General features: G+C 68.3%; 14 protein-coding genes. 10 read left to right on the forward strand and 4 right to left on the reverse strand.

Going from position 1 to position 14,352, the window contains the following annotated elements; translation table 11 throughout:
• The first annotated feature begins 52 nt into the window (after nucleotides 1-52).
• From AC1RCS_RS07240 to AC1RCS_RS07255, 4 genes are read left to right on the forward strand one after another with little or no spacing between them, the layout of a single operon-like run.
• Nucleotides 53-904 (forward strand): aldo/keto reductase, encoded by an 852-nt coding sequence (locus AC1RCS_RS07240; protein ID WP_492244155.1) that lies wholly within the window; start codon nucleotides 53-55, stop codon nucleotides 902-904.
• Nucleotides 905-913: 9 nt separating this feature from the next.
• Nucleotides 914-2,146: a (R)-mandelonitrile lyase gene (locus tag AC1RCS_RS07245; RefSeq protein ID WP_218340083.1), complete on the forward strand. Its 1,233-nt coding sequence runs from the start codon at nucleotides 914-916 to the stop codon at nucleotides 2,144-2,146.
• A 2-nt stretch (nucleotides 2,147-2,148) separates the two neighbouring features.
• On the forward strand, nucleotides 2,149-3,237 hold the full coding sequence (locus tag AC1RCS_RS07250) for an alpha/beta hydrolase (RefSeq protein WP_492244156.1): 1,089 nt from the start codon (nucleotides 2,149-2,151) through the stop codon (nucleotides 3,235-3,237).
• A 55-nt stretch (nucleotides 3,238-3,292) separates the two neighbouring features.
• Nucleotides 3,293-4,396, forward strand: coding sequence for an alpha/beta hydrolase (locus tag AC1RCS_RS07255; protein ID WP_492244157.1), 1,104 nt, complete (start codon nucleotides 3,293-3,295; stop codon nucleotides 4,394-4,396).
• Nucleotides 4,397-4,415: 19 nt separating this feature from the next.
• On the opposite strand, the gene AC1RCS_RS07260 is transcribed toward AC1RCS_RS07255, so the two are convergent.
• The 4 genes from AC1RCS_RS07260 to AC1RCS_RS07275 all read right to left on the reverse strand — a co-directional run bounded on the left by AC1RCS_RS07260 (nucleotide 4,416) and on the right by AC1RCS_RS07275 (nucleotide 8,214).
• Entirely contained in the window at nucleotides 4,416-5,918 is a 1,503-nt protein-coding gene (locus AC1RCS_RS07260) for a sensor domain-containing diguanylate cyclase (protein ID WP_218340080.1), read from the reverse strand.
• A gap of 182 nt (nucleotides 5,919-6,100) precedes the next feature.
• Nucleotides 6,101-6,742 (reverse strand): GNAT family N-acetyltransferase, encoded by a 642-nt coding sequence (locus AC1RCS_RS07265; protein ID WP_492244158.1) that lies wholly within the window; start codon nucleotides 6,740-6,742, stop codon nucleotides 6,101-6,103.
• 16 nt (nucleotides 6,743-6,758) lie between these two features.
• Complete coding sequence (locus AC1RCS_RS07270; RefSeq protein WP_255594729.1) at nucleotides 6,759-7,187, reverse strand: TipAS antibiotic-recognition domain-containing protein; 429 nt, start codon at nucleotides 7,185-7,187, stop codon at nucleotides 6,759-6,761.
• A gap of 154 nt (nucleotides 7,188-7,341) precedes the next feature.
• Nucleotides 7,342-8,214, reverse strand: a complete 873-nt coding sequence (locus AC1RCS_RS07275; RefSeq protein WP_492244159.1) for an IclR family transcriptional regulator — start codon at nucleotides 8,212-8,214, stop codon at nucleotides 7,342-7,344.
• A 294-nt stretch (nucleotides 8,215-8,508) separates the two neighbouring features.
• Between AC1RCS_RS07275 and AC1RCS_RS07280 the strand changes: the two genes are divergently transcribed.
• The 6 genes from AC1RCS_RS07280 to AC1RCS_RS07305 all read left to right on the forward strand — a co-directional run bounded on the left by AC1RCS_RS07280 (nucleotide 8,509) and on the right by AC1RCS_RS07305 (nucleotide 14,309).
• The gene (locus AC1RCS_RS07280; protein ID WP_218295632.1) at nucleotides 8,509-9,603 is read left to right on the forward strand and encodes an ABC transporter ATP-binding protein; all 1,095 of its coding nucleotides are present in this window, start codon (nucleotides 8,509-8,511) and stop codon (nucleotides 9,601-9,603) included.
• On the forward strand, nucleotides 9,600-10,496 hold the full coding sequence (locus AC1RCS_RS07285; protein WP_492244160.1) for an ABC transporter permease: 897 nt from the start codon (nucleotides 9,600-9,602) through the stop codon (nucleotides 10,494-10,496). The genes AC1RCS_RS07280 and AC1RCS_RS07285 overlap by 4 nt, the downstream gene beginning before the upstream one ends.
• Before the next feature lie 95 nt (nucleotides 10,497-10,591).
• Complete coding sequence (locus AC1RCS_RS07290) at nucleotides 10,592-11,386, forward strand: ABC transporter permease (RefSeq protein WP_369643025.1); 795 nt, start codon at nucleotides 10,592-10,594, stop codon at nucleotides 11,384-11,386.
• A 15-nt stretch (nucleotides 11,387-11,401) separates the two neighbouring features.
• Nucleotides 11,402-11,728 (forward strand): (2Fe-2S)-binding protein, encoded by a 327-nt coding sequence (locus tag AC1RCS_RS07295; protein ID WP_492244161.1) that lies wholly within the window; start codon nucleotides 11,402-11,404, stop codon nucleotides 11,726-11,728.
• A complete protein-coding gene (locus AC1RCS_RS07300; protein ID WP_492244162.1) occupies nucleotides 11,725-13,131 on the forward strand; it encodes an FAD/NAD(P)-dependent oxidoreductase in 1,407 nt (468 codons plus the stop codon). The genes AC1RCS_RS07295 and AC1RCS_RS07300 overlap by 4 nt, the downstream gene beginning before the upstream one ends.
• Nucleotides 13,128-14,309 (forward strand): NAD(P)/FAD-dependent oxidoreductase, encoded by a 1,182-nt coding sequence (locus tag AC1RCS_RS07305; RefSeq protein ID WP_492244163.1) that lies wholly within the window; start codon nucleotides 13,128-13,130, stop codon nucleotides 14,307-14,309. The genes AC1RCS_RS07300 and AC1RCS_RS07305 overlap by 4 nt, the downstream gene beginning before the upstream one ends.
• Nucleotides 14,310-14,352: the final 43 nt, after the last annotated feature.

Below are 14,352 nucleotides of genomic sequence, written 5' to 3' on the forward strand. Positions count from 1 at the left end.
ATGTGAGTCCAGTTCCTAGACTTCGCCCCATAGTCCCCCGCGGAAACCCACCTTGCAACACCTCACCTTGAACAATGGCGTCCAGATGCCCGTCCTGGGCTTCGGTGTCTTCCAGATTCCCGATGCGCAGGAATGCGAACGCTGCGTGATCGACGCCATCCAGGCCGGCTACCGCTTGATCGACACCGCGGCGTCCTACCTGAACGAGGAAGCGGTCGGCAAGGGCCTGAAGGCCAGCGGCGTGGCGCGGGCCCAGCTTTTCGTGACGACCAAGCTCTGGGTTCACGACGCCGGCTACGAGCGCACACAGCGGGCCATCGACACATCGCTGCGCCGCCTGCAGGTGGACTATCTGGACCTCTACCTCATCCACCAGCCATTCGGCGACGTGCATGGCGCCTGGCGCGCAATGGAGGAAGCCTGCCGCGCGGGCAAGCTGCGTGCCATCGGCGTCAGCAATTTCCACCCCGACCGACTGATGGACATCCAGGCGTTCAACCAGATCGCACCGGCCGTCAACCAGGTGGAGGTGAACCCGTTCCTGCAGCAGATCGAGAGCGCCGCCTTCATGCGGGAAATCGGCGTGCAGGCCCAGGCCTGGGCACCGTTTGCGGAAGGGCGCAACAACCTGTTCGAGAACGAGGTGCTCACCGACATCGGCAGGCGCCACGGCAAATCCGTGGGCCAGGTCGTGCTGCGCTGGCTGGCCCAGCGCGGCATCGCCACCCTGGCCAAGTCGGTGCACAGGGAACGCATGGCGGAGAACATCGCCATCCTCGACTTCGAGCTCGATGTCGCGGACATGGCGCGCATTGCCACGCTCGACACCCGCACCAGCAGTTTCTTCTCCCACCGCGATCCCGCCATCGTCCAGTGGATGGCCGGGCGCAAGCTCGACCTCTGAGCCATGCGCATGAAGACACTGCTTTGCCTCGCCCTGTGCGGCGCAGCCACCGTGGCGAGCGCGCAGCGGCCCGGACCGGAAAGCGCCGCGCCCGCCGTTGCCGTCCGCACGGCCGCGCCGTCGCCCGCCGCGACCGGGGCGCCGGAGACCTTCACGGGCACCGTCGAGATCAGCACGCCGTTTCAGGCGCTGCCGCCGGGAAAGGCCGGCGGCGCAACGGTGCGTTTCGAGGCCCGGGCCCGCACGGCCTGGCACACCCATCCTCTGGGACAGACGCTCGTGGTCACGGCCGGCCTGGGTCTGGTGCAGCAGGCGGGGCAACCGGCCCAGTGGATCCGCCCCGGCGACGTGGTCGGCATCCCCGCCAACGTGCGCCACTGGCACGGCGCGGGCCCCGGCGGCCCCATGGCCCATGTCGCCATCGCCGAAAAGGAAGATGGCACCTCGGTGGCCTGGAAAGACAAGGTCAGCGATCAGGACTACGAGGCCGCCCTGGCCAGCGCGGGCCTGGCCGCGGCGGCTCCCGCCGCGATGCCGGCTGGACACGCCGGCCAGCACATCGTGCCCCCGCGGGCAGCGGCGCATGCACAGCCCGCCAGCGAAGTCCTGTCGGCCAGGCAGCAGGCCATCCCCCTGATGGCGTCCTTTGCGGCGGCCAGCAACATGCCCCGGCTCAACACGGCCTTGAACCAGGGGCTGGATGCGGGCATGACGGTCAGCGAGGCCAAGGAAGTTCTGGTGCAGCTTTACGCCTATGCGGGGTTCCCCAAGAGCCTCAACGCGCTTGGCGAACTGATGAAGGTCGTGCAGGAACGCAGGCAGCGCGGCATCCAGGACGCACCGGGCCGCGAACCCGGCCGCCGCATCGCCACCGGCGATGAACTGGTGGCGGCCGGCAAGGCGAACCAGACCGCGATCTCCGGCGGGCCGGTGCAGGGCCCGCTGTTCGACTTCGCGCCCGTCATCAACCAGTTCCTGCAGGCCCACTTGTTCGGCGACATCTTCGAGCGCGACAACCTCGACTGGCAAAGCCGCGAACTGGCCACGGTCGGCGCGCTCGCCGCCATGCCGGGCGTGGAGGCCCAGTTGCGCTCGCACCTGCGGGCCAGCCTGCGCGTGGGCCTGAGTGCCACGCAGCTGCGGCAACTGGTGCAGGTGCTGGCAGAACAGGGCGATCCAGATGCCGCCCATCGCGCCCAAGACGCGCTCACGCAGGCGGTTGCCGCCGCATCGAAAGGTTGAACATGGACACCCACCGAATCCTGTGGGCCGCCGCCCTTGCCCTGCCGGCGCTCATCACCGGCTGCGCAACCGCTCCTCCCCAGGGCACCGGCAACGCCCCTGGTCCGCTGGTGATCCAGGCCCAGGGGAGCTTCGCCGTCGGCGGGACCGTGCAGAAAACCCCCGGAAACTACGACAACAACAAGCCGGGCGCTTCGGGCCAGAGTTTCCACGGCGACCACCTCTATGCCTTCTACCAGGTGCCGCAGAACCCGAAGGCATTGCCCATCGTGATGCTGCATGGCGCCTTCCAGTCCGCGCGCAGCTGGGAAACCACGGCGGACGGGCGCGAGGGCTTTCAGACCTTGTTCCTGCGCCGTGGCTTTCCGGTCTACGTGGTGGACCAGCCGCGCCGTGGCCGGGCCGGCAGCAGCACGGTCGCGGCAACGATCGAGCCGGCACCCAACGACCAGCTGTTCTTCGACCAGTTCCGGATGGGCAAGTGGCCGAACTACTTCGGCAATGTCCAGTTCGACCGCAAGCCGGAGACGCTGGAGCAGTTCTTCCGCTCGGTCACCCCCAACACCGGCCCCTACGACGCCGGCGTGGTAGCAGACGCCCTGTCGGCGCTGTTCACCAAAATCGGCCCGGCGATCCTGTTCACGCATTCGCAAGCCGGCGGCCCGGGCTGGCTGGCGGCAATCAAGAACCCGAACGTCAAGGCGATCGTCGCTTTCGAGCCGGGCAGCGGCTTCATCTTTCCGCGGGGCGAGTTGCCCCAGGCCATGCCCAGTGCGGCCGGGACGCTGTCGCCCGAGGCGGTGCCGATGCCGGACTTCCTGAAGCTCACCCGGCTCCCGATCACCATCTACTACGGCGACAACTTCCCGGTCGAGCCCACCCCGGAGCGCGGCCAGGACAACTGGCGTGTGCGGCTGGCCATGGCCCGGCTGTGGGTCGACGCCGTCAACAGGCACGGCGGCGACGCCCGGCTGGTGCACCTTCCGGAGATTGGAGTGCGCGGCAACACGCACTTCCTGATGTCCGACTTGAACAACCTGCAGATCGCGCAGCTGGTGTCGCAGTTTCTGGCCCACAAGAAGCTGGACTGATGTACCCGGCCGCGCCATGCCACGCAGGCAGATCACAAAAATGATTGGAGCTTGAATGAAACACGAAGCCGTCAATGAAAAGCGCCGCGAGTTCCTTGGGACCTCGGCCCTTGCCATCTCAGCCGCCGCCATCGGTGTTCCCGCCATGGCCACACCCACCTCCGCTGTCGCCGCTGGTGGCGGCAGCAAGAATCCCTTCACGCTGGTCTATGCCGGCGCGATCACGAAGAACGAGCCGGGCAAGGTCCACATCCGCCCGGTGAAGTACAAGCTCAACGGCCTGGACATCGTCGCCAACGTCTACACCCCGGCGAACCACGATCCCAAGAAGAAATACCCCGCGATCGTCGTGGCGCACCCGAACGGCGGCGTGAAGGAGCAGGTCGCCGGCCTGTATGCCCAGCACCTGGCGGAGCAGGGCTACATCACGATCGCGATGGACGCGGCGTATCAGGGAGGCAGCGGCGGCCAGCCACGCAGCACGGACAAGCCGCAATTTCGCACGGAGGACATTCACGGTGCGGCCGACTTCATCACCCGCTATCCAGGTGTCGATGCGGCGCGCCTGGGACTGCTCGGCATTTGTGGTGGCGGCGGCTATGCGCTGTCGGCAGCGAAGTCAGACAAGCGCTTCAAGACGCTGGCGACGCTCAGCATGTTCAACTCCGGACGGGTCCGCCGCAACGGGTTTTCCGACTCCCAGCTGGATACGATCCAGAAGCGCTTGAAGGACGCGTCGGATGCGCGCGCCCAGGAGAAGGCGGGAGGCAAGGTTCTCTATTCGGGCGATGCCGACATGACGGATGCGCAGATTGCGGCGTTGCCATTCGAGATGTACCGGCAGGGCTACGAATACTACTGGCGCACCCATGCGCATCCGGGCTCCACGTTCAAATACACCACGAGCAGCTTGATGGACCTGATGCGCTGGGATGCCACCGAGGAGATCGAACTGATCCAGCAACCGCTGCTGATGATCGCGGGCAGCAAGGCTGACAGCTTGTGCATGACCGAAGATGCGTTCGCCAAGGCCACGGGCGCGAAGGACAAGGAACTGTTCAAGATCGAAGGCGCCACGCACATCGAGACCTACTGGGTGCCCCAGTATGTGGAAGCCGCGATGGGCCAGCTGATTCCGTTCTACGCCAGGACCTTGTGATCCGGAAAGAACCCCGTCTTCACGGCGCTTCCACCCGATTGCGCCCTGACGCCTTGGCCCGGTACAGCCCGCCATCCGCCGCCTCGATCAGTTGCCGCTCGCACCCCTGCGCGTAAGGCCCTGCCATCGTGGCGGCTCCCACGCTCACCGTGACGCAGCCCCACGAGCTGCCGCTGTGCGCGATGGCCAGCGTCTCGATCCGCTCCCGCACGACCTCCGCCACAATGCGCGCCCCCTGAAGATCCGTGCCGGGAAGAATGATCGCCAGTTCTTCCCCGCCGTAGCGCGCCACGAGGTCACCGGGGCGTTTGGCGTACTGCACCAGGCATTTCGACACCGCCTGCAGGCAGGCATCGCCCGCCACATGGCCGTAGGTGTCGTTGAAACCCTTGAAGTAGTCGATATCGATGAGCAGCAGGGACAGCGGCGTCCCCTGCCGGCTCGCGCGGCGGCACTCCATGTTCAGGGTTTCGTCGAAGCAGCGGCGATTGGCCAGGCCCGTGAGCTGGTCTTGCGCGGCCAGCGCCTCCAGCTTCTGGTTCACCCGCATCAGATCCTCGCGCGCAGCCACGAGGGAGGCCTCGGCGCGGGTCCGGCGGCGGATGTCGAGCAGCAGCCGCCAGCCGATGACCGCGATGCCCAGGAGCAAGGCACCGACGACGGCCGCAGTGAGCAGCGCCTGATGCCGCCAGCCGGACAGGGCTTCTTCCTTGCCCACCGCCACGGTGGTGACCACGGGATACCGGTCGCTCTTGCGAAAGGCGTAAAGCCGCTGCGTTCCGTCGATGCCGGACTTGAACGAGGCCGTGCCCGACACGGCGCCGGAGTAGACGCGCTGGAAATTGGCCGATTTGGAGAAGTCGCGGCCCAGGTCCTGCTCGCGGTAGGGATAGCGAACGAGCATCTGCCCGCCCGTGGTCGACAGCCCGATGGCGCCTTGGTCGCCCACGTCGATCTTGCCGAACAGCTCCAGAAAGCTCTTGATGCCCAGGCTCACCACCACCACGCCGCCAAAGCGCCTGTCCTTGTCCTCGAAGCGCTGGCTGATCGTGATGACCCAGTCGCCGGTGGAGCGGCTCCGGATGGCCGGCCCGATGAAGGGCTCGCGCGACGCGCTGTCGCGGTGGTGGGCAAAGAAGGCCCTGTCCGTGCTGTTGGCCTGGGCCGGCAAGCGCCCGGCCGAAGACATGAGCCAGTCGCCGGTGGCGCCATAGATGACGATGCCATTGAGCTGGGTCAGCAAATGTTCCTGCTGGTCGATCAGCCGCTGCAGGCGCTGCATGTGCTGGGGGCCGGTGCCCTCTTCCTCCAGCCGCTCCACGATGCCCAGCAGCAGCATGGCGCTTTGCGTGATGACGCCTTCGGTGTAGGTGTTGAGGGTCTGCGCCAGGTTGAGGTTCTGGGTGTCGATTTCGGCCAGCGAGCGCTCCCGCGCCGACCACATCTGCCAGGCGGTGGCGGCAGCCACCGAGAGGTACACAACGGTCAGCAGCAGCACTGCCAGGCGAACATCACGCTTCATCGATTCATTTCCACCCACCAGCACACCCAGCAAACGTCAGGACAGATCGGCGGCCTGGCTGGCCTCTACCCCTCTGCGGACCATACTAAGTGATTGGTGGTGGCTTTGCTACTGGGATGAAACCCCACCTTTCAGAAACCCGCCGCGCGGGCGGTGGCGTGCGTGCCTGGGCTTGCGCGCCTTCAGGGGCGCCGCGCGGCCTCGCGCACCATCAGCCAGTACGTGCGGCCGGAGACCGGTTCCACGCACTCCACCGTGCGCGTGAACCCCAGGCGCCGGTAGAACGGCAGGCTGAGCGGGTTGAAGGTTTCCAGAAAGCAGGTGGCGCGCGCCAGGTCTGCGCGGGCCAGCGTCAGCCGCAGCAGTCCCTGCGCCAGCCCCTGGCCCTGCGCAGCAGGTCGCACGCCCAGGATGGACAGGTACCACGCACCCCGCAGGTCGCCGGGCACCTGCTCCTCCATGGCGGCGGCGATGCGCACATAGTTGGCGAAACCTGCGGGCCCGAGCAGCCGGGAAAGCCCCTGGGTGCGGCGCTCGCCGTGCAGGGCCTGCGCGCTGGCCGTGGCCTCCTGGGTCAGCCAGAGGGCGGCGCCGTCGGCGCCCGACATATGCACCTCGCCCACGGCGCGGGCCTCTTCCAGGGCCAGCGCGAAGTAGTGGGCCAGCACACGGTGCCGCAGGGCGGGGTCGGCCGCGTGGTCGATGGTGACGGCCTGATAGAACGCATCGTCCCGCAGCGCTTCGGCCAGGGCGCCGCACACGGGAGCAAAGGGTTCCAGTGCGCCGCTCGCGGGTGGCTGCGCCGGCGTGGCATGGGGTTGCATGGGCCTCCAGGGAGCGCTATTGCAGGTTCTGCAGCGCGTAGACGAACGCGGCGTCGCCCAGGAACTCCACCATGCGCGGGTGGTAGGCATTGTGAAACGCCTTCATGTCGGCATTGTCGGCATAGAACAGCACGGTGCCCACATAAGCGTCGCGCGACGGCACGTAAAAACGCGCGACGATGGAAAAGTGCTTTTCCATCAGGGCCTGGATGGCCTCGGATTCAGGGGCGTGCGCATCGATCAGCGGTCCCAGCTCCTGGTAGAACGCAGCGAAGTCGGCATGCACCTGAGGCTTGTCCACATGCGCCCAGTCGTTGGTGGCCGCCAGGGATTGCTCCTGCTCAGCCCGCTGCGCGGCGCGGCATTGGTCGAGGTATTCGGGGGTGGTCTGCTGCAGGCCCATGGTGTTCGTTTTTTTCTTGTCTTGAAGAGGCGGGTCGGTCAACACGGCGTGCATCGCCGGCACGCAAACCGCCAGGGGAAGCGCGGACTATAGCGGGGCGGACTGCCACCACGCTGTCCAGCGCATTTTTCTGCGGGCCACGCGGATGGCGGCCGGGACTTGCCGAGCGCGGGCCGCGCGCCGCCAGGCCAGCACCTCAGTCCAGGGGGTCGGATGCGCTCGCCCGGTCCGCGCCGGGCACCACCCGCTGCGCTGGCGGCGAACCCGCCAGGCTTTGTGCAGGCCGGCGCAGGGTGGCGTCAAAGGGGTTGATCCGGGGCCCGATGGCAGCCGCCTCGCGCTTGAGCAGCTCCACCACGGTGGGCATGCGGTCGGCGTTCAGGCGGTCGGCGATGGTGCCCACGCTCAGCGCCGCCACGGCGCGGCCTTCGCGGTCACAGATGGGCACGGCCACACCGGCCATGCCTTCGAGCAGGCCGGTGTTGCGGCCCGCGTAGCCCTGCTGGCGCACGCGCTCGATCTCGGTGCGCAAATACACCTCGTCGTACACGCCGTACTCGCGCACGCGCGACAGGTTGAAGCGGATGACCTCTTCGCGCTCGGCCTCGGGCAGAAACGCGAGGATGGCCAGCGCGCCCTGCCCCACCCCCAGCGCCACGCGGCCACCGATGTCGCCGGTGAACGAACGGATCGGGAAGGGCCCCTCGCTGCGGTCCAGGCAGATGGCGTCGAAGCCGCTGCGCGCCAGCAAAAAGATGCTGTCACCCAGGCTGCCGCACAGACGCAGCAGCGCCGGGCGGCACAGGCTGCGCAGGTCGCCCGGGTTGCCGGCGCGGGCCGCCAGGGCGAAGAAGTCCATGCTCAGCCGGTAGAGCTTGCTGCGCTCGTCCTGCTCGACCATGCCTTCTGCCACCAGCGATTGCAGCAAACGGTGCGTGGTGCCCTGCGTGAGACCGATGGCACGCGCCAATTGGGTGACCCGGCCCCCCTCGGCCTGCACGGCCACCAGGGCGCGGATGAGGGCAAAGACCCGGGGTACGCCGCCCGTGCCTGCGGTTGCTGCTTCCATGCATCGCTCCTGCGGAATAGATGGGCTTCATTCTACCCATCACATTCCAACCATCGGAATAATTTAAAGAAAAATTCTGATTAATGGAATACCCGGTGCGATCTGGTTCGGTTGTTGCAATAGAGTGAACTGAAAACGCCAAGGCTCTCCATCCTGAACGACCCCATGCACCACGGCGGTGCAGCAGTGGTAAGCCACCTTGTTCAGCAGAGGCAGCCCGGCACAAAGACATCCATGCGCGCGCCGCTCGGAGCACGCGCATGGCAGGAAACCGGAATCCGAAGAAAGGCCCCCATGTCCTTCCTGAAGCTCAGTGATGTGACCAAGTTCTACGGCAGCACCTGCGCGGTGCAGTCCATGAACCTCACGGTGGAAAAAGGCGAATTCGTCTCCCTGCTCGGCCCCTCGGGCTGCGGCAAGACCACTACCTTGCAGATGGTGGCGGGCTTCGAGGCGGTGAGCAGCGGCCGCATCCAGCTGGACGGGCGCGACATCACCCACGCCAAAGCCAACACGCGCGGGCTGGGCATCGTGTTCCAGAGCTATGCGCTTTTTCCGCACATGACGGTGGCCGACAACGTGAGCTTTGGCCTGGAGATGCGCAAGGTGCCCAAGGCCGAGCGCAAGGACCGCGTGGCCCAGGCCCTGGGCCTCGTGCACCTGGAGGCGCACGCCACGCGCTACCCCCGCGAACTGTCGGGCGGCCAGCGCCAGCGCGTGGCCCTGGCGCGCGCACTGGTCATCGAGCCCCCCGTGCTGCTGCTGGACGAGCCCCTGTCCAACCTGGACGCCAAGCTGCGCGAGGAGATGCAGTTCGAGCTGCGCCAGATCCAGCGTAAGGTGGGCACCACCACGGTGATGGTCACGCACGACCAGAGCGAGGCCATGTCCATCAGCGACCGCGTGGTGGTGATGGAGGCCGGCCGCGCCACGCAGATCGACCACCCGCACCGCGTGTACGAGCACCCGCGCACCCGCTTCATCTCCACCTTCGTGGGCAAGGCCAACCTGGTGCCCGGCAAGGTGACCTCGGCCAACAACACGCACACCCACGTGGGCGCGGGGCCCATCGAGGTGCGGGTGGACGGCGCGCAGTTTCGCCCCGGCGCGGCCGTGCTGCTGAGCGTGCGGCCCGAAAAACTGCAGCTGGTGCCTGCGGTGCAGGGCCGCATCGGCGGCGAGGTGCGCGAACGCTTCTTTCTGGGCAGCCAGTGGCTGTACCGCGTGGACACCCCCATGGGCGACCTGATGGTGCTGGCGCCCAACGACGGCCGCAACGCGCTGGACGAAGGCGACCGCACCGGCCTGGACTGGCCCGACCACTGCATGCGCCTGCTGCCCGCCGATGAAGCCGCAACGGCAGGCGCCGAGGCCGAGGCCACGCCATGACAGCCATCCCATCGACCCTGTCCTCAGCACCCCACCCGCTGCTGGGCAGGAAGGCCATGCCCTGGTGGCTGTCCGGCCCGGCGCTGCTGCTGTTCACCGTGCTGCTGCTGGTGCCGTTGGCGCTCACGGCGGTGCTGTCTTTCAACGCGTTCGACCCGGCCACGGGGGTGAAGGCGGGCGAGTTCACGCTGGAGCACTACCGCCATGTGTTTGCCGATTCGTACTACCACGCGATCTTCTGGCGCACGTTCTGGATCGCCGGGCTGGTCACGCTGATCTGCGTGGCCATCGGCGCGCCCGAGGCCTATGTGCTCAGCCGCATGCGCAACCCGTGGCGCTCCATCCTGCTGCTGGTGGTGCTGGCGCCCTTGCTTGTGTCGGTGGTGGTGCGGGCCTTTGGCTGGAGCATGCTGCTCGGCCCCGAGGGGCTGGTGAACGCTGCCTTCGGCCTGGTGGGCATCGGCCCGGTGAAGATGCTCTACACCGAGATCGCCGTGGTGGTGGCGCTGGTGCACGTGATGCTGCCCTTTATGGTGATCCCCGTGTGGACATCACTGCAGAAGCTGGACCCGGGCGTGGAAAACGCCGCGCTGTCGCTGCAGGCCTCGCCCTTCACCACCTTGCGGCGCATCGTGCTGCCGCAGGTGCTGCCGGGCATCTTGTCAGGCAGCCTGATCGTGTTCGGCCTGGCCGCCAGCTCGTTCGCCATTCCCGGCCTGCTGGGCGGGCGGCGGCTGAAGATGGTGGCCACGGTGGTGTACGACGAGTACCTGCACGAGCTGAACTGGCCGCTGGGCGCCGCCATTGCGCTGACCTTGCTGGTGGCCAACCTGGTGGTGATGCTGAGCTACAACCGCCTGGTTGAAGGCCGGTACAAAAAATCTCTCGGGTAAGTATGACCACCCCCACGCTCCATCACTTCGTGTATTCGCTGCCCCCCGAGGGGGCGCAGGCCTCCCTTGGGGCGGCCCGGCGGGAGTCCTGATCCATGCAAAAAAACGGCCCCATCGCCCTCGCGTTCAACGCGCTCGTCATCACCTTCATGCTGGCCCCGCTGCTGGTGGTGTGCATCGTCGCCTTCACGCCGCACAACACGCTCACGCTGCCCACCACCGAGTTCTCGCTGCGCTGGTTCAAGGCGGTGTTCGACCACCCGGACTTCATGCAGTCGTTCTGGAACAGCCTGTGGCTGGCCCTGGCGTCGGCCACGCTGGCCACGGTGCTGGCAGTGCCCGCGGGCATTGCGATCACGCGCTACGACTTTCCCGGGCGCGGCTTTCTCAATGGGCTGTTTTTGTCGCCATTGATCATTCCGCACCTGGTGCTGGGCGTGGCCCTGCTGCGCCTGTTCGCGCTGATCGGCGGCACGGGCAGCTTTGGCTGGCTGGTGGTGGCGCACGCGCTCATCGTCACGCCGTACACGCTGCGCCTGGTGGTGGCGGCGCTGGTGGGGTTCGACCGCAGCGCGGAGCACGCAGCCCTGTCGCTGGGCGCCAGCCAGGCCACGGTGTTCACGCGCATCACGCTGCCCATGATTTTGCCGGGCGTGACGGGCGGGTGGATGCTGGCCTTCATCAACAGCTTTGACGAAGTGACCATGTCGATCTTCGTCACCTCGCCCAGCACGGTGACGCTGCCGGTGCGCATGTACATGTACGCCACCGAATCCATCGACCCGCTGATGGCGGCCGTGTCGGCGCTGATGGTGGCCGTGACGGCGTGCGCCATGGTGCTGCTGGACCGTGTGTATGGACTGGACCGCGTCCTCGTGGGCCGGAAGTAGATGAGCACCGAAAACATGAGTTCCAGCCCTGCCTTGCTGCACCGCGTGGTCGAGAAGAGCCGTGCGCCCGTGCACTTCACCATCAACGGCCAATCCGCCACCGCTCTTCAGGGCGATACGGTGCTGACGGCCATCCTCACGCAGCATGCGCAACTGCGCCGCAACGAGTTCAGCCACGAGCCGCGCGCAGGCTTCTGTTTGATGGGTGCCTGCCAGGACTGCTGGGTGCTGACCGACAGCGGCGAGCGCCTGCGCGCCTGCAGCACCTTCATCACCCCCGGCATGGCGCTGCGCACCGAACCCGCCGACGCGGCCACCTTTGCCAGCGGGGGCCAGCCATGACGACGAAGCCTGCTTTGCAACCCGTGATCGTGGGTGCAGGCCCCGCCGGCATCCGCGCCGCGCAGACGCTGGCGGCGCACGGCGTGCGCCCTGTGCTGATCGACGAAGCCGCGCGCGGCGGCGGGCAGATCTACCGCCGCCCGCCCGCCCACTTCAAGCGCACCCCCGCCACGCTGTACGGCACCGAGGCCGCGCGTGCCACCGCACTGCACGGCACGCTGGACGGCCTGCACGCACAGATCCACTACCAGCCCGACAGCCTGGTGTGGAATGCGCAAGGCGGCCTGCTGGATGTGCTGCACGGCCCCACGCAGACCACGCGCACCGTGGCGTACGGCCAGCTCATCGTGGCCAGCGGCGCCACCGACCGCGTGCTGCCCGTGCCGGGCTGGACGCTGCCGGGCGTCTACACGCTGGGCGGCGCGCAGGTGGCGCTCAAGTTCCAGGGCTGCGCCATCGGCAGCCGGGTGGTGCTGATGGGCACGGGCCCGCTGCTGTACCTGGTGGCCTACCAGTACGCCAAGGCGGGCGCCGTGGTCGCTGCGGTGCTCGACACCGCGCGCTTTGCCGACCAGCTGGCCGCCGTGCCCGCCATGCTCACGCAGCCTGCGGTGTTCGCCAAGGGCGTCTACTACGTGGGCTGGCTGCGCGCGCACGGCGTGCCCATCCACAGCGGCATCCGCCCCGTGCGCGTGCTGGGCGACGGCCGCGTGGCGGGCGTGGTGTGGGCCGATGGTGCCGGGCGCGAACACACGCTCAGCTGCGACGCCGTGGGTTTTGGCTACGCGCTGCGCTCCGAAACACAACTGGCCGACCTGCTGGGCTGCCGCTTTGCCTGGGCACCGATGCACCGCGCCCACCTGCCCGAGCGCGATGCCGCGGGCCGCAGCAGCGTGCGAGGCGTGTACCTGGCGGGCGACGGCGCGGGCATCCTGGGCGCCGACGCGGCCGAGTGGGCCGGCGAGCTGGCCGCGCTGGCGCTGCTGCAGGACCACGGGACGGCCGTGGATGCGGCGCGCATGCAGGCGCTGCAGGGGCAGCTTCACCGCCTGATGCGGTTTCGCCAGGGGCTGGAACGCGCCTTTCCCTTCCCCACCGACTGGGCCGCGCAAGCGCCCGATGCGCTGGTGGTGTGCCGCTGCGAGAACATCACGGCGGGCGAGCTGCGCGCCTGCGTGCGCGAGACCGGTGCCGACGAGATGAACCGACTGAAGGCGCTCACCCGCGTGGGCATGGGCCGCTGCCAGGGCCGCAGCTGCGGCGTGGCCGCGGCCGAGATCCTGGCGCAGGCCACCGGCCAGCCCGTGGAGCGGGTGGGCCGGCTGCGCGGACAGGCGCCGATCAAGCCGATACCGATCCACCTGCAGGCACGGCAGGCCACCGACGCGGGAGCCAGCGCATGAACAGCAGCACGCCTCGGACCGTCAAGACCGACGTCGCCATCGTGGGCGGCGGCATCGTGGGTGCATCGGCCGCGCTGGCCCTGCGCCGCCAGGGCGTCGATGTCGTGCTGCTCGAGCGCGATCGCTGCGGCTCGCGCTCGAGCGGCGTGAACTACGGCGGTGTGCGCCGCCAGGGGCGACCCCTGAGCCAGTTGCCCCTGGCGCAGCGCGCCCACCAGATCTGGGCGCGCCTGCCCGAACTGATCGGCACCGATGGCGAGTACGCCCGCACCGGGCATTTCAAGATCGCGCGCAGCGAGGCGGACATGGCCGCGCTGGAGCACTACGCCCACCAGAGCCGGGACTTCGACCTGGGCATCGAGCTGATCAGCGGCGAGCGCCTGCGGGCGCAGTGCCCCTGGCTGGGCGGCAAGGCGGTGGGCGGCTCGCTGTGCGTGGACGATGGGCAGGCCAACCCGCGCCTGGTGTCGCCCGCGTTCGCGCTGGCAGCCCAACGCGCCGGCGCGCAGATCTTCGAGCGCTCGCCGCTCACACGCATCGAACACGACGGCCGACAGTTGTTCACGCTGCACTCGGGCACGGCACTGGAGGTCAGTGCCCCGGTGGTGCTCAACTGCGCGGGCGCCTGGGCCGGTGCCATGGCCGAGCAGTTCGGCGAGCCGGTGCCGCTGCGCTCCGGCCACCCCGCGATGATGGTCACCGAGCCCCTGCCCTATTTCATGCAATGGAGCCTGGGCGTGGAAGGCGGCGGCATCTACTGCCGCCAGGTGGCGCGCGGCAACCTGGTGCTGGGCGGCGGGTCGGGCTTCTGGCTCGACGGCGACCGCGCGCGCTCGGAGCGCAGTGCCATCGCGTCGCTCACCGTGCAGGCGGTCGAGCTGCTGCCCGCGCTGAAGCACGCGCACTTCATCCGCACCTGGAGCGGCACCGAGGGCTACCTGCCCGACCGCCAGCCCGTGCTGTGCAAGAGCCGCACCACGCCCGGCCTGATCCATGGCTTCGGCTTTGCGGGCGCGGGCTTTCAGATCGGCCCCGCCGTGGGCGAAGTGCTGGCCGAACTGGCGCGCGACGGGCACACCAGCACGCCGATCGACGCGTTTTCCCTGGCTCGCTTTGACACGCCGCCAGCGCCCGCCGCGGGCGCCACGCCCACAACAACCACAGCGCAGGCCCACTGAGCCCGCCGACCTCTCCCCACCCCCTCCCACCCGAAAGGCAATC

It is taken from the genome of Acidovorax sp. GW823-FHT01C06 (assembly GCF_058798375.1).